This is a genomic window from Pseudidiomarina marina (assembly GCF_003987045.1).
GTDB lineage: Bacteria > Pseudomonadota > Gammaproteobacteria > Enterobacterales > Alteromonadaceae > Pseudidiomarina > Pseudidiomarina marina.
In genome coordinates this window covers 17,567-32,778 of the sequence record NZ_PIPZ01000003.1, presented here as the reverse complement: position 1 = coordinate 32,778, position 15,212 = coordinate 17,567, and the positions used below count along the sequence as shown (strand labels likewise).

The following is a 15,212-nucleotide window of genomic DNA, read 5'->3' as shown; positions in this document are numbered from 1 at the left end:
TAAATCAGCCCACACTTGTGGGCTGATTTGGTTATGGAGCCTTAAACATGCAACTTGGTGCATTGCTTACTCAATCGCTGCGCCACTGCGGCGTGAATGAGATATTTGGTATTCCTGGTGATTTTATTCTGCCGTTACTACAGCAGTTGCAAGATCAACCCGATGCCCTGCCGTTTTATTATTTAACTCACGAGCCTGCTGCCGTGTATGCCGCCGATGCTGCGGCTCGTAGCGCTAATCGTCCAACCGTTGTCGCTTTGACCTATGGCGCCGGTGCGCTAAACGGCGTTAATGCTGTGGCTCAAGCTTACGAAGAATATGTGCCACTGATCATTATTGCCGGCTACCCCAGTGCGAAAGAAGTTGCCTCGGGATTACAAATACATCATCAAGCCAAGTCTATCGATTCACAGCGGACTATTTTTGCCGAAATTACTTGCGCGCAAGTTCGTTTGAATAATCCCGACACGGCGGCGAATGAACTACAAGCCGCGATACAACAATGTCAGCGACAATCTCGCCCTGTCCTGATTGAAGTTCCGCGCGATGCCGTCGATTTTAATTTGAAGCCGGCCGAGCTGGTGCTGCATGAAACCCCACAAGCGGTTGACGAATTCGCCTACCAACGCCTTGTTGACGCCTTATGCACAGCGCGACGGCCGGTTATCTTAAGTGGTGTAAACGTGCGCCGCAGTGGAGCGCAATTCGCACTAGAACGGCTCGCTGAACAGTTCAATATTCCAATTGTGACTACCTTACTCGGACGCGCCAGCGTAAACCCCGAACATAGCTGTTATGGCGGTGTATTCTGCGGCGCCCAGGGCACGCGCGCCAGTCAGCTCATTTATGATGCCGACCTCGTATTAGCAATTGGCGTGGTTTACACCGACAGCAATTTTAGCGCGCATCAGGCTCTTATTCATGCCGAGCACTTTCATCGAATTGAGTTTCCTGCGCAACCGCTGAAACTCTTCTGTGCTCGGCTTGCTAGTGAACCCTTGCCGCTTTTTGAGCACCGTGATCTAACACCGATACAGCAGCAAGAGCCGGCATATTTTAATGCCGATACCGTCGTTCGGGAAATTCATCAGCAGCTTAGCCGCCAACGCGCTATTGTGCCTATTATAAGTGACGTCGGTGACTGTTTGTTCGCTTCATTGCAAGCCTCGCCATCCGAGTTTTTGGCACCTGCTTACTATGCCTCTATGGGTTATGCCGTTCCCGCTGCGCTCGGGGTTTATGCCACCAATCAACGCCGCCCTGTGGTCTTGGTTGGCGATGGAGCTTTCTTAATGACCGGTTTAGAGCTTGCTCACAGCTTGCGTTATGGCTGCCGCCCAATTGTGGTGCTGTTTAATAACCATAAATGGGACATGATTGCGGCATTTGCACCAACGCTGAAAGCAACAACGCTACAGCATTGGCAATTCCCACAATTAGCGGAATCGATGGGTATTCACAGCTTACGTGCGCATGACCAACAAAGCTTCGCAGCCGCCTTTGCGCATGCTTGGGCTGACCCCGACCGCGCCCACCTGATTGATGTTTGGCTACCTGAAAATAGCCGCACGGCGCGGCTGCAGCAATTTGCACAAACCTTGACGTCGATCAACAAAACAGGCGCCAGCGAGGTATAAACTACCCGGCCACAATTTCGACCACAACCGTTTCGACCACAACCGACTGCAGTTACACAAGGGTGTTATGTCATTACGTCAATCTGGACCAGAATTATTGAGCCCAGCCGGCAGCTTAAAAGCGATGCGTCTTGCATTTGCTTACGGCGCTGATGCTGTCTATGCCGGCCAACCTCGCTACAGCCTGCGCGTGCGCAACAACGAATTTGATTTGCCACGCCTCGAGCAAGGTATCAACGAAGCACACGCGCTCGGCAAAAAGTTCTACGTGGTGGTGAATATTGCCCCGCACAATGCCAAGCTTGTTTCGTTTGTGGACGATATGGCGCCGGTAGTGGCATTAAAACCCGATGCATTGATTGTTTCTGATCCCGGCATTGTGATGTTGCTACGTCAGCATTACCCCGAACAAGCGCTGCATTTGAGCGTGCAAGCTAATACGGTTAATTGGGCGGCGGTGCAATTTTGGCAGCAGCAAGGTATTGAACGGGTGATTTTGTCGCGAGAACTCGAAGTACGTGAAATTGCTGAGATTCGCAAAACATGTCCGGATATGGAACTCGAAGTCTTTGTTCACGGCGCATTGTGTATGGCGTACTCCGGCCGTTGCTTGTTATCTGGTTACTTCAATAAACGCGACCCGAATCAAGGCGCTTGCACCAATTCTTGTCGCTGGCCCTATCAGGTACATGATGCGCAGGAAGATGCTGTCGGCCAATTCAACCCGATTGATACTCCAGTGTTATTGACCGAGCCGCAGCGTCCTGGTGAATACATGCTCATGGATGAAGATTTGCATGGCACCTACATCATGAATTCCAAAGATTTGCGCGGCATTGAACATGTTGACGCGTTAACCCGCATGGGTGTGCATTCACTGAAAATTGAAGGGCGCACCAAATCCCCGTACTACGTTGCGCGCACTGCACAAATATATCGTCAAGCCATTGATGATGCCGTGGCTGGAAAACCGTTTAACCGTGATTTATTGGCGGAATTAGAAGGTATGGCTAACCGTGGGTTTACCGAAGGCTTCTTGCGCCGCCACGTGCCCAGCGACACGCAAAACTACAACACCAGCCATAGCTTAGGCGAGCAACTGTTGGTCGGCGAAGTGCTTTCAGTTGAGGGTACAAACGCTTATGTCGATGTCAAAAATGCCTTTGCTGTCGGCGATACCTTGATTCTGATGAAGCCATCGGGAAATGTAACCTTTGAGCTTCGCAATATGCAGGATGCACAAGACCAACCATTAGTGCGTGCAGCCGGTGCTGGCCGCCAGGTTCATGTGCAATTACCGATTGCACTAACAGATGATGACGCGCACTTTAGCATGCTCATTAAGATTGGCGAACACAAACCGCAACAAACGATTCCCGTGGTGGAGGTGACCAATGCCTGTGGTAATTGATAGTGACTGCATTAACTGCGATATGTGCGTACCCGAGTGCCCGAACGACGCCATTGCCATGGGTAAGGAGCACTACGTGGTCGATGTGAACAAATGCACCGAATGCGAAGGCTTCTACGACGAGCCCGCTTGTATTCCAGTGTGTCCGATTGAATGCATGACGTTAATTCCAGACGCTTAAGCTTGCAAACAAGCGCTCAGGTGCTCATGCCAGAATTCAGGTGGCTGCTGCATGGTGCGGCGACCCACGCTGATTTCACAAATACACTGGCCATTTTTACGAGCTCGCGGTAACGGCAGAACAACCACACCAGTCGTATTCGCATAATCAGTCATTGCTTGAATCAAAGCGTCTTCTTCGCGGTCAATGTGCAAGTGGAACATGGCCGCTTGCGGTTGTTTTGGCTTCACGCGCACGCCCTCAATGGCCTCTAATAACGGCCCAAGCTTTTGTGCATAGTGAACGGCGTCATCGATTGACGCTAAGTTTTCTTCGAGACCTTTCTCAGCCGCCAAAATGTAGGGGTACATCGAAATTAAGTTGCCGCCAGCACGACGATTCCAACGCTTTGCCTCAGCAATAAATGCTTCGGTACCTGCCAACACAGCGCCCGCAATACCGCCAATATCTTTATACAAACTCACATAAACTGAATCAGCTAAGTCGCAAATATCCGCTAAGCTGCGTTGATAATACGCGGGACAATGCCACAGCCGTGCACCATCGATATGTACGGCAATGTTATGTTTACGTGCCCATGCCACCTGTGCCTGCAAGTCGTCCCAAGTCGGCAATTGTCCGCCAATTTCACGCATCGGTAACTCAAGCACAATCGCCGCTAATTCGGCCGTATTCGCTTGTTTTAAATCGTGCAGTGTTAGCACCTTCTCGGCATCGCCGAGCAACTGTCCTTGCAGCCCCCATAGCTGCTGATAACCATCTTGTTCATGCAGCACCAGATGCGATGTTGGGTGCAGGCCAACTTGCCGTTTATGGCTTGCCTCACTGTGAATTTTCAGTGCCATCGGTTGTGCCAGGGTACCGCTTGGTAAAAATAGTCCCGCTGGTTTACCAAGCATTTCGGCAATTTTCGCCTCAAAGCGCTCAATCAATGCACCGCTACCATAGACATCTGGTTCAGACGTACCTTCCGCGCGGCTTGCTAGTTGCCGCAATACCTGCGCCATCGATTCCGGAGGATGTCGCAGTATCGACCACTGCGCTTGACGTGCGGCTTGTTGATAGGCTTGGCGTATATTGCTCATGAGGCTGTCACTTCTACTTGAAATACTGTGCTATTAAACAAAGTTTCATCGAAAAAAGCTATTAAGTTGGTCGTTTTTATTTACTTTGACTAGACTCATTAAGAGCGTAGGGTAAGGCATTATCATGAAATTTGATGATGCTAACGAATTGAAACGAGGAGTTTTTTATGAGTGACAATGCAGGTAAATGCCCAGTCATGCACGGTGGCAACACTGCGACCGGCAAATCAAATATGGATTGGTGGCCGAATGCCTTGAACTTAGACATTCTGCACCAGCACGACCGCAAGACCAACCCGCTAGATCCTGACTTCAAATATTCCGAAGCGTTGAAACAACTCGACGTTGACGCATTAAAGAATGACTTAAAAGCCTTAATGACCGACAGCCAAGCGTGGTGGCCGGCCGATTGGGGTCATTACGGTGGTTTGATGATTCGGATGGCGTGGCACGCAGCGGGTTCTTATCGTATTGCTGATGGTCGCGGTGGCGGCGGTACCGGCAATCAGCGCTTTGCGCCATTAAACTCATGGCCAGACAACGTGAACCTCGACAAAGCTCGTCGTTTGTTGTGGCCGATTAAAAAGAAATACGGCAACAAAATTAGCTGGGCCGATTTAATCATCTTAGCCGGCACCATGGCCTATGAATCGATGGGCTTACCATCCTACGGTTTTGCATTCGGTCGCGAAGATATTTGGCACCCAGAGAAAGATACTTACTGGGGTTCTGAAACTGAGTGGTTAGGTAAAACGCGTTACGAAAAAGAAGATAGTGCCAGCCTAGAAAATCCATTAGCTGCGGTTCAGATGGGCTTGATTTATGTGAACCCAGAGGGTGTCGACGGTAATCCAGATCCACTACGTACCGCACAAGACGTTCGCGAAACCTTCTTGCGTATGGCCATGAATGATGAAGAAACAGTCGCATTAACCGCAGGTGGTCACACCGTTGGTAAATGTCATGGTAACGGCAGGGCTGAGAACTTGGGTCCTGATCCTGAATCTGCCGACGTTCATGAGCAAGGCTTAGGTTGGAACAATACTAAAACCCGCGGCATCGGCCGAGATACGGTAACTAGCGGCATTGAAGGCGCATGGACAACCCACCCAACCCAATGGGACAACGGCTATTTCTACTTGCTGTTTACCTATGACTGGGAACTGAAAAAGAGCCCAGCCGGCGCTTGGCAGTGGGAGCCGATTAATATTAAGGAAGAGGACAAACCGGTTGATGTGGAAGACCCATCCATTCGTCGGAATCCAATAATGACCGATGCGGATATGGCGATGAAGATGGATCCTGAGTATCGGAAAATTTCTGAGCGCTTTTATAAAGACCCTGAGTATTTCTCAAAAGTGTTCGCTCGTGCTTGGTATAAGCTGACGCACCGCGACATGGGGCCACTGGCTCGCTATTTAGGCCCAGATGTTCCGCAAGAAGAGTTGATTTGGCAAGATCCGATTCCTGCTGGTAGCAAAGACTATGATGTTGCCGCAGTGAAAGCGAAAATTGCTGACACGGGGCTATCGATTGCTGAGCTTGCGGCAACCGCTTGGGATAGCGCGCGCACGTTCCGTGGCTCCGATCTTCGCGGCGGTGCGAACGGTGCACGTATTCGTTTAGCGCCACAGAAAGACTGGGAAGGCAATGAGCCTGAGCGACTCGCGAAAGTGTTGCGTAAGCTTGAACCGATTGCAAAAGCAACCGGCGCCAGCATTGCTGATGTGATTGTGCTTGGCGGTAACTACGCCATAGAGCAAGCGGCGAAGAACGCTGGCTTCAATATTGAAGTGCCATTTGCCCCAGGTCGTGGCGACGCCACCGACGAGCAAACCGATGTTGACTCATTTGAGCCACTGGAGCCGATTCATGATGGTTTCCGTAACTGGTTGAAGAAGCACTACACCGTGCAACCGGAAGAGTTGTTGCTCGATCGCGCTCAGTTAATGGGGCTAACGGCTCCTGAGATGACTGTGCTCATGGGCGGCATGCGTGTGCTTGGCACCAACTACGGTGACAGCAAGCATGGTGTATTTACCGACCGTGTTGGTAGCTTAACCAATGATTTCTTCGTCACGCTCACCGATATGCAGTACAAGTGGGAGCCAACTGGCCGCAACAGTTATGCGATAAAAGATCGTAACACCGGTGAAACCAAATACACCGCAACGCGTGTTGATCTGGTGTTTGGTTCGAACTCGATTTTACGTTCATACGCTGAACTCTATGCACAAGACGATTCACAAGAAAAATTTGTGAAAGACTTCGTCAAAGCATGGACCAAAGTGATGAATGCAGACCGATTTGATATCGCTTCTTAGTTAGTTGAAATATTCGCGCTCTGTCATTGAGGCAGAGCGCGAGTGTAAGTTCGATTGTGCGACGCGTTTGAACGAGCTATTCTGGCTTTTCGTTGTTATTTAGCTCCAAGAGACTTGTGCGTTGATTCATCTACCCACATTGATCATTACGACAATCATTTTAAACATTGTACTTGGTATAACCCTGCTTGTTATTCACCGAGCTATTCCTACGCAAAAGAGTTTTAAAACATGGGCGCTTGCGTGTTTCTTATTTGCCCTAGCCAATGTTCTGACCAGCCTCCGAGGGACAATTGAGCAACCTTGGCTGACGATTGTTGTGGCGGATTTACTGATTATTAGTGTGCCATTGCTCGCTTTACACGGCATGCGACAGTATCGCCAACAAACTGACGTGCCACTGACTAGCATTGTCGTCACCCTAGTCGTCAGTACGATATTGCTGCTTAGCACGCTATCGATAGCTCATGTCGCCGAAGCAATGACAGCGACTTTATGCGGTGTGATTTATCTTTTCGCTGCCAACTACCTTCGGCACATTCGGCCAACGCCGCGAATTACTCGCCAAATATTGATGGGGCTATTTGGTATTCACGGTTTGCTCATGCTGCTTATGGCAAATACTGCGCTGCAAATCGCCGATACAAGCGAGACTTTATTTACGCTGTTGTTGATGGCGCATTTAATGATGACCACGATGACCACGCTACTGTTTCCGGTTCTCGCTTTTTCTCACAACGAGCGACGCCTGCTTAAAATTGCACACCTTGATGAATTGACGGAATTGTTTAATCGACGCGCTTTTTTTGAACAGGGCGCGCTGCTCCTTGCTCAAAATAAGCAGTTGGAAAAACCGTCGTGCATTTTGATGATTGACCTTGATCATTTCAAATCAATCAATGACCAGTTTGGCCATGCGGCAGGTGATGCTTGCCTAAGGCATGTGGCAGAAATTATTCGTAGAACAATGCGCGAACGCGACGTTGCTGCGCGTATTGGCGGCGAAGAGTTTGCGATTGCTTTGGCCGATGTGGATCGTCAGCAAGCGGAAATGATAAGTCAGCGTCTGGTCGAGCGGATTGCTGCACAATCCTTCCATTTCGATGGTCGTGATATAGAGCTAACCGTCAGCCTAGGAGGAATTCTTAGCGTACGCAGCACCCGATCACTAGATGACCTACTCAACGATGCCGACGCAGCACTTTATGCCGCCAAAGCAAGCGGTCGTAACCAATTTAAATTTGCTTGATAACACAGCTACGGGGTTGTTGGCTGACTCCGTTGTTGGCACAGTATGCGCAACCAATCTAGCGCCGGCTGACCTGCTTTTGAGCGCGGATACGCAAGACCAATCGTCCGTTGTAAGGTAATGCCCTCAAGTGGTCGTAAAATCACATCCTGACGTTCGCGAAGCACCTCGAAATCAGGAACCAATGCAACACCAACACCAGCAGAAACCAACCCAAGCGCATATTCAATGGTGTGAATGTCCGCCCTTATATCTGGCTGAATTCCGTTTCTTATCAACTCCGGATAAAACTGCGACCATGCATCGCATGGTGTGCGTTTAATCAGTGCCAATTCATCGAAATCTTCCAATTGTAAACTCGGTTTGAGCGCTAACGGGTGTCCAGCAGGTAATGCAATCAAAAAATGGTCAGTCCAAATAGGCAAAAACTGTTCACCGGCTTTGAGCAATTTCGGGGTAATGATTCGCGCATCGGCATCATCCTCCGGCTCCACCAAATGCAATTCCAACCCTTCCACTCCGGCACTGAATTCACGTAGTAATTGACTCATACGCTCCACCCCCAAAGCACGAATCAATCCCAACCGAAATTGCACCCGCTTCACGCTATGTCGAAACGAGGCTTTCAGCGATTGCATTTGACTGAGCAATCGCCCGGCATGGCCATACAAACGCTCGCCATCTTCGGTTGGCGTCACGCCGCGCGATTGCCGCACGAACAGCGCAGTACCCAATTCATCTTCCAGTTGCTGTAGTGCAGCCGACAAGCTTGGTTGCGCTACATGACAGGCTCGAGCCGCGGCACTAATACTGCCGTTTTCGTATACTGCCACGAAGTAATTTAGTTGTCGTAAATCCATAGGTAAAAGCTATAGCTGGTTTAGTTTTTATATGATTTAACTTTACAACAAACAGGAGTAAAGTGAGAACAAATAAAAAGCGTTATTGGTTATTCGTTACTCGTTACTCGAATGAATACCCAAATCGGTTTGTTCTTAACGAATAACGAATAACGAATAACGATTAACGTCTCTTAAACTGAGGATTTCTCATGGCTCGTTTTCCTTTTGACTGGCAAGACCCATTCCAATTTTCATCCATGCTGACTGAAGAAGAACGCATGATTCGCGATACCGCCCATCAGTACTGCCAAGAAAAACTGATGACTCGGGTGCTTACGGCAAACCGCGAAGAGCGTTTTGATCGAGAGATTATGAACGAGTTAGGTGAGCTCGGATTATTGGGTGCGACGTTGCCGGAAAAATACGGCTGTGCGGAAGTGAATCATGTTTGTTATGGCTTAATTGCACGTGAAGTTGAGCGCGTCGATAGCGGTTACCGCAGTGCGATGAGTGTGCAATCAAGCTTGGTGATGCACCCGATTTATGCCTACGGTACCGAAGAGCAACGCATGACATATTTGCCGAAGTTAGCAAGCGGTGAGTGGGTTGGTTGCTTTGGTTTGACCGAACCGGATGCCGGTTCTGACCCTGCCAGCATGCGTACTACGGCGAAAAAGATTGACGGCGGTTATGTGCTGAAAGGCACTAAAATGTGGATTACTAACTCACCGATTGCCGATGTGTTTGTGGTGTGGGCGAAGCTTGATGGCGAAATTCGCGGCTTCGTACTTGAGAAAGGTATGAAGGGTTTATCCGCACCTAAAATTGAAGGCAAATTCTCACTGCGCGCGTCAATTACCGGTGAGATTGTGATGGATAACGTCGAAGTGCCAGAAGATGCCTTGTTGCCAAACGTGAGCGGTTTGAAAGGCCCATTTGGCTGTTTGAACAAAGCCCGCTACGGTATTGCTTGGGGCGCTCTTGGTGCAGCCGAATTTTGCTGGCATGCGGCGCGTCAATATACGCTTGATCGCCATCAGTTTAATCGCCCATTGGCGGCAACGCAGCTGATTCAGAAGAAATTGGCGGATATGCAAACGGAAATCACCATCGGTTTATTAGCCTGTTTACAAGCAGGTCGATTGATGGATCTTGACCAGCTACCACCAGAAACTATTTCGTTAATTAAGCGCAACTCCTGTGGCAAAGCGCTGGATATCGCACGTGTTGCACGTGATATGCACGGCGGTAATGGTATTGCTGACGAGTATCATGTGATTCGCCATGTGATGAACCTTGAAGCGGTGAATACCTACGAAGGGACGCACGATGTTCATGCCCTGATTCTGGGTCGTGCACAAACTGGCTTACAAGCGTTCGGTTAAACCCACTCGGTCGCAGGAGGTTTCCCTATGGCTGCAGCAATGCACCCGTGGCTGGTGGAGTTTATCCAGCGTATTGATGACCATCGCTTACCAACGGCGCACGCCGCCGGTGGTGTTCTAAGCGATGCTGATTTGTTTGATTTATTTGAATCGCAACTTGATAGCCGCTTATTGGATTTGCAATCACGCTTGATGCAAGCGGCGGGGCAAAGTTTCTACACCATCGGTAGCGCCGGTCATGAAGGCAATGCCGCGGTAGCGAAAGCTTTACGCGTAACTGACCCAGCGTTTTTGCATTATCGTAGCGGAGCGTTCTTTATTCAGCGGGCGAAGCAAGCGCCTGGTAGCACGCCGCTGTACGACATGATGCTAAGTTTTGCCGCCTCGGCGGACGAGCCTATTGCCGGCGGTCGCCATAAAGTTTTGGGTAGCTTGCATTTAAACGTTCCGCCACAAACCAGCACCATTGCCTCGCACGTTCCAAAAGCAATGGGCACAGCATTTGCGATTGGTTTATCAAAGCGCTTAAACCACAAAGGTACCTGGCCGCATGATGCAATTGCTATGTGTAGCTTTGGGGATGCTTCGGCCAACCATTCGACCGCACTTGGCGCGATCAACTCAGCCAGTTGGGCGGCTTATCAGCAAATTCCTATGCCTTTGTTATTGGTATGCGAAGATAATGGGTTGGGCATTTCGACTCATACGCCAAAAGGCTGGATTCAGCAGCAACTGAGCCAACGCCCGTCGTTGAAGTATTTCTTTGCCGATGGAAGTAATTTAGCAGAGACCTATTTGGTAGCGCGCGAGGCAGCTGACTATGTTCGGCAGAAGCGCAAACCGGCAGTGCTCCATTTACGCACCGTACGTTTGTTTGGCCACGCTGGAGCTGACGCAGAAGTTGCCTATCGTAGCAAACAGGAAATCGCCCTCGATAGCGAACGCGATCCGCTTTTGGATAGCTGCGCCGCGTTAATCAGTCGTGGTTTACTCGACCACCAACAGCTCATTGCGTATGTGCATCAACAGCAGCAACGTATAGCACGTATCGCGAAACAAGCATCGCAACAGCCCAAATTAGAAACCGCTGAACAGGTGATGGCTTCGATTGTACCGCCAAAGCGGAAGAGCAACCTACCAGCGCCGGTGAGTGGCGAGCAGCGCACAAACTTATTCAAGTGGGACAAGCACAACGCTGGGAAGCCTCAGCATTTAGCCAAACTCATTAACTTAGCGCTGCATGACTTGATGGCACAACACCAAAACATCGTGATGTGTGGTGAGGATATTGCCAAAAAAGGCGGCGTATATCACGTCACCCAACACCTGATGGAAGCTTTTGGCCCGAACCGGGTACTGAATACTGTGCTTGATGAGCAAAGTATTCTCGGACTCGCGATTGGAATGGCACAGCAAGGTTTTATTGCGATGCCGGAAATTCAGTTTTTGGCCTACGTCCATAATGCGGAAGACCAAATACGCGGTGAGGCCGCAACGCTGTCATTCTTCTCCAATGGCCAGTACACCAACCCAATGGTGATTCGCATTGCCGGGCTTGCTTACCAACGCGGCTTTGGCGGACACTTCCACAATGACAACTCATTTGCGGTGTTTCGCGATATTCCGGGTGTGATTTTATTGTGTCCATCGAATGGTCGTGATGGCGCTTTATTGATGCGTCAAGCAGTTGACTTAGCGGCACGTGAGCAACGCGTGGTGATCATGTTGGAGCCGATTGCGCTCTACATGACCCGTGATTTACACCAAGAAGGTGACGGTGGCTGGTTACACGAGTACCCAAGCCCGCAAGAGCCGACACCGATACTTGGTGAACCTGCCATTCACGGTGACGGCAATGATTTAGCAATTATCTCGTACGGTAATGGCTACTATTTGAGTCGCCAAGCGGAAGCAAAACTTGCCGAGCAAGGCCATAAAGTTCGCGTTCTTGATATCCGCTGTTTAGTACCACTGCATGTGGATAAAATAATTGATGCACTGGGTGGCTGTAAAAAAGTATTAATTGTGGACGAATGTCGGCGCCGCGGCTCATTGAGTGAAGAGTTATTCACAGCATTACATGAAACCAACCCCGGTATGTTTACTGTTTCGCGCCTCAACGCAGAAGATAGCTTTATCCCTCTAGGTAAAGCGGCCTACAGCGTTTTACCATCGACTGAACAGATCATTGCCCAGGCGCAACAATTGCTGGAGGCGAACTAATGGCTACAGAACGTAAAACCGCCCTGATTGTTTGCCCTGGGCGAGGTACTTACAACAAACCAGAATTGGGATCAATTGTAGGCTCAATTTCGGCCTCACCTTCGACAAAAATCGGCGATAATAAGGCAAATTTAACCGATGTACTGCATCAGATCGACGCTGTTCGTGACCAATTAGGGCAACCAACGGTTACCGCGCTTGATCAAGCGCCATTGTTTAAAACGTCACTTCATCAGAAACCTGAGAACGCAGCCGCGCTGATTTATGCTGGCGGCTACCTAGATTATTTGTCGATTGATCATGAGCGTTTCGAAGTGGTTGGCATTACCGGCAACTCAATGGGATGGTACACCGCGGTGGCGAGCGCCGGTTGCTGGGACATTGACACCAGTACGCGGTTAGTTACCAACATGGCGCAGCTCACTGCTGGCGGCGAAGGCGCTCAATTTATTTACCCGATTGTCGACAGCGATTGGCGTCCGCACCAAGGCTATATCGACGCGGTTAATGAGCAACTCGCACGCTTTCCTGATGAGTTGAAAATGTCGATTCGCTACGGCGGTTATGCAGTACTTGCCGGGTCCGAACAAGCCTGTACCGAAGCGGTCAAATCGTTACCTCGTGTTGATGACCGTTTCCCAATGATTTTGCCTGGCCACGCCGCGTTCCACACACATTTTATGAACGACGCGTCGCAGCAAGCGCTCGATTTATGGCCGCAAGCCGCATTTCGAGCGCCGCAAGTACCGTTAATTGATGGTCGCGGGCATATTTGGTCACCCCACGTGGTTGATAAGGCCGCGTTACATCAGTACACACTCGGTCATCAGGTAACACAAACGTATGACTTCACCCGCGCCATTCAAACGGCGGTGAAAGAATTTGCGCCAGACCATATTATTTTATTGGGGCCAGGTGCCGGTTTAGGTGGTGCGGTAGCGCAAGCTCTCATTGAGATGAACTGGCAGGGGTTGAATAGCAAAGCGGAGTTTGCGGCGCGCCAGCAAGCTGACACGCCCTATGTGTTGTCTATGGGGTTACCTGAACAGCGTGCTCTGGTGACAGGTTAGCAAAGTCGATAGATGCTGCTCGAAGGCAATTTTTGCCTCGAGCAGTCAGGTCGCTGATAAATTGAAACTGCTGGCGCGGATCAATAGGATAAGCTTTGATGCGATAATGTGTGCCCCAAGGCTGTTCTCGAACGCTTACCGAAATTGGATTCTGGAGCTTTACATAAGGGCTCGTTAAAGTCACATCTTCAAGAATGCTGCGCACTAGGTTTGGATCGTGATTTGGTGCCAAATAAAAGTGCGTTACACACATCAAACTAGCGCCACCATTGTTCGCATTGTGAATCAATTCCGTCCATAATTTTAGATGTGGGATGAAAACAACCGTGTCGTCTGGCGTGACTATCTCTACGGCACGCATACCAATATGTTTTACCTCACCATAGGTTCCGTTTACTTCAATCCAATCACCTGGGCGGTAGGGCAATTCATATACTGCAACAATACCAGCCACCAAACTGCTCACATAATCTTTCATGGCGAAGCCAATCGCCAGACCTGCAGCTCCAAGAATCGCAACCATGTTTTGCATCGAGGTTTCTATTACCATCGGTACAATCCAAATGGTTGCCAAGACAAAGACAATAACACGCAAGGTTGGAATCATCGCTAACACAAACAGACGTTGCTTACCGTGTAAGTGCTCTGCAATCCAGGGGAATAACCGCTGGCTTAACCATATAATTGCCACTGAAGCCGCAATCACCACTGCAATTTCAATAACAACGTCGCTTGTTACCGTTTTAAATAACCCAAGAATTTTGTCCGTTTCCATACTCATTTCCTACTCGCAACAGTTGGTGCTAGAACGCATCAACGAAAAAGCCGCGACTCCTCAAAAAGTCACGCACAGCTAAGTAACCGTAAACGGTTACATACCATTCATTGTCTTCATAGCTAATTAACTTTGCTTGTTGCAACTGAAGTAACTGAACATCAAGCTGATCGGCGGTGATTATCGGTAGCAAACGCTGTAGCGATTCGCCTGCTAAGCCCCGATGCAATAGTAATGTATAGAGAACAAATGCCGTTTCATCACGACAATCAGGCGGCATACTCGGAAGTTGGTGTTCGCTGTCTTGCTCCACAGCCCATAATGCAAGCGCCAAACCGACGTTGCCGAAAGCTCTCGCCGCTAAACTTTTTAATTTTTTATCTTCGGCCTGAATACCGACTTGACGCAAAAGCACCTCATCAGCTGCCGCAAAGCAATAGACATTCGGAAGGTTTACTGGCCAAGCGCGTTGCAGAAATGCAAAGCTCCAACTGTCGCAAACGACAAGGCCTTGCCCTAGTTCACCACGCAATAACTTTGGTAACAAAGCACGGATAAACGTCAGGCCATCGGTGCGCCGTTGCCAGTACTTAGCGAAGTCGTCAATTATCCATTGTTTAGCTGATTGCTCTCGCCACCATGACTCAACATCAATACCGCAGAATTGTTCTTCCTTTGGAGCTGTTAATGAAGGCCATTGATGTCGCACTGCCCATTCACGCACAATGTTAGCCGTACCGCTAAACGGCGGACTAATCAGGAATTTAATACCGGAATCGCCATCTTCGCGCCACTCGTCGAAAGCTACGTCGAGTGCATCAGCACCAGGTTTTAAATCAAACTCGCGATAACCTGGGAAGTCCGATTGTTCTTCATCGTCAGACCTTTCTTCAACCCTTGGAAACAAGTTTCGAATATGCTGAAACAACTGTTGCACGCGGGTACTTGCTGGCGCATCAGGCCGTTTAAATTCAGCTAACCGGATGATGCGCCAGTTGTTTTCAGATGACATAGATTCCGTGTCCTTTTA

General features: G+C 49.5%; 12 protein-coding genes. 8 read left to right on the top strand and 4 right to left on the bottom strand.

What is annotated here, in order from left to right; genetic code table 11:
- Positions 1 to 47 precede the first annotated feature (47 nt).
- From CWI76_RS08710 to CWI76_RS08700, 3 genes are all read left to right on the top strand, one after another.
- The gene (locus CWI76_RS08710; RefSeq protein ID WP_126759963.1) at positions 48 to 1,637 is read left to right on the top strand and encodes a thiamine pyrophosphate-binding protein; all 1,590 of its coding nucleotides are present in this window, start codon (positions 48 to 50) and stop codon (positions 1,635 to 1,637) included.
- A gap of 67 nt (positions 1,638 to 1,704) precedes the next feature.
- Positions 1,705 to 3,048, top strand: a complete 1,344-nt coding sequence (gene trhP / locus CWI76_RS08705; RefSeq protein WP_126759962.1) for a prephenate-dependent tRNA uridine(34) hydroxylase TrhP — start codon at positions 1,705 to 1,707, stop codon at positions 3,046 to 3,048.
- Entirely contained in the window at positions 3,032 to 3,229 is a 198-nt protein-coding gene (locus CWI76_RS08700) for a YfhL family 4Fe-4S dicluster ferredoxin (protein WP_126759961.1), read from the top strand. Before trhP ends, CWI76_RS08700 begins: the two co-directional genes overlap by 17 nt.
- Here CWI76_RS08700 and CWI76_RS08695 read toward each other — a convergent pair.
- A complete protein-coding gene (locus CWI76_RS08695; protein ID WP_126759960.1) occupies positions 3,226 to 4,314 on the bottom strand; it encodes a threonine aldolase family protein in 1,089 nt (362 codons plus the stop codon). The two genes, CWI76_RS08700 and CWI76_RS08695, sit on opposite strands and share 4 nt — an antisense overlap.
- Before the next feature lie 167 nt (positions 4,315 to 4,481).
- Between CWI76_RS08695 and katG the strand changes: the two genes are divergently transcribed.
- Both katG and CWI76_RS08685 read left to right on the top strand, forming a co-directional pair.
- Complete coding sequence (gene katG, locus CWI76_RS08690; protein WP_126759959.1) at positions 4,482 to 6,638, top strand: catalase/peroxidase HPI; 2,157 nt, start codon at positions 4,482 to 4,484, stop codon at positions 6,636 to 6,638.
- A gap of 319 nt (positions 6,639 to 6,957) precedes the next feature.
- The gene (locus tag CWI76_RS08685) at positions 6,958 to 7,887 is read left to right on the top strand and encodes a GGDEF domain-containing protein (RefSeq protein WP_126759958.1); all 930 of its coding nucleotides are present in this window, start codon (positions 6,958 to 6,960) and stop codon (positions 7,885 to 7,887) included.
- Positions 7,888 to 7,895: 8 nt separating this feature from the next.
- Here CWI76_RS08685 and CWI76_RS08680 read toward each other — a convergent pair whose 3' ends face one another.
- Entirely contained in the window at positions 7,896 to 8,747 is an 852-nt protein-coding gene (locus CWI76_RS08680; protein WP_126759957.1) for a LysR family transcriptional regulator, read from the bottom strand.
- A 191-nt stretch (positions 8,748 to 8,938) separates the two neighbouring features.
- Here CWI76_RS08680 and CWI76_RS08675 point away from each other — a divergent pair, with 191 nt between their 5' ends.
- The 3 genes from CWI76_RS08675 to CWI76_RS08665 are packed head-to-tail and all read left to right on the top strand — an operon-like array spanning position 8,939 to position 13,407.
- Complete coding sequence (locus CWI76_RS08675) at positions 8,939 to 10,114, top strand: acyl-CoA dehydrogenase (protein WP_126759956.1); 1,176 nt, start codon at positions 8,939 to 8,941, stop codon at positions 10,112 to 10,114.
- Between the two features lie 27 nt (positions 10,115 to 10,141).
- Positions 10,142 to 12,337, top strand: coding sequence for a thiamine pyrophosphate-dependent enzyme (locus CWI76_RS08670; protein ID WP_126759955.1), 2,196 nt, complete (start codon positions 10,142 to 10,144; stop codon positions 12,335 to 12,337).
- On the top strand, positions 12,337 to 13,407 hold the full coding sequence (locus CWI76_RS08665; RefSeq protein WP_126759954.1) for a malonyl CoA-ACP transacylase: 1,071 nt from the start codon (positions 12,337 to 12,339) through the stop codon (positions 13,405 to 13,407). The genes CWI76_RS08670 and CWI76_RS08665 overlap by 1 nt, the downstream gene beginning before the upstream one ends.
- Here CWI76_RS08665 and CWI76_RS08660 read toward each other — a convergent pair.
- Positions 13,367 to 14,182, bottom strand: a complete 816-nt coding sequence (locus tag CWI76_RS08660) for a mechanosensitive ion channel family protein (protein WP_126759953.1) — start codon at positions 14,180 to 14,182, stop codon at positions 13,367 to 13,369. The genes CWI76_RS08665 and CWI76_RS08660 overlap by 41 nt on opposite strands.
- A gap of 28 nt (positions 14,183 to 14,210) precedes the next feature.
- A complete protein-coding gene (locus CWI76_RS08655) occupies positions 14,211 to 15,194 on the bottom strand; it encodes a hypothetical protein (protein ID WP_126759952.1) in 984 nt (327 codons plus the stop codon).
- Positions 15,195 to 15,212: the final 18 nt, after the last annotated feature.

Excerpts from the sequence above, each read along its gene's own strand:
- CWI76_RS08710 (WP_126759963.1), top strand. The coding sequence starts at position 48 with ATGCAACTTGGTGCATTGCTTACTCAATCGCTGCGCCACTGCGGCGTG.
- trhP (WP_126759962.1), top strand. The coding sequence starts at position 1,705 with ATGTCATTACGTCAATCTGGACCAGAATTATTGAGCCCAGCCGGCAGC.
- CWI76_RS08700 (WP_126759961.1), top strand. The coding sequence starts at position 3,032 with ATGCCTGTGGTAATTGATAGTGACTGCATTAACTGCGATATGTGCGTA.
- CWI76_RS08695 (WP_126759960.1), bottom strand. The coding sequence starts at position 4,314 with ATGAGCAATATACGCCAAGCCTATCAACAAGCCGCACGTCAAGCGCAG.
- katG (WP_126759959.1), top strand. The coding sequence starts at position 4,482 with ATGAGTGACAATGCAGGTAAATGCCCAGTCATGCACGGTGGCAACACT.
- CWI76_RS08680 (WP_126759957.1), bottom strand. The coding sequence starts at position 8,747 with ATGGATTTACGACAACTAAATTACTTCGTGGCAGTATACGAAAACGGC.
- CWI76_RS08675 (WP_126759956.1), top strand. The coding sequence starts at position 8,939 with ATGGCTCGTTTTCCTTTTGACTGGCAAGACCCATTCCAATTTTCATCC.
- CWI76_RS08670 (WP_126759955.1), top strand. The coding sequence starts at position 10,142 with ATGGCTGCAGCAATGCACCCGTGGCTGGTGGAGTTTATCCAGCGTATT.
- CWI76_RS08665 (WP_126759954.1), top strand. The coding sequence starts at position 12,337 with ATGGCTACAGAACGTAAAACCGCCCTGATTGTTTGCCCTGGGCGAGGT.
- CWI76_RS08660 (WP_126759953.1), bottom strand. The coding sequence starts at position 14,182 with ATGGAAACGGACAAAATTCTTGGGTTATTTAAAACGGTAACAAGCGAC.
- CWI76_RS08655 (WP_126759952.1), bottom strand. The coding sequence starts at position 15,194 with ATGTCATCTGAAAACAACTGGCGCATCATCCGGTTAGCTGAATTTAAA.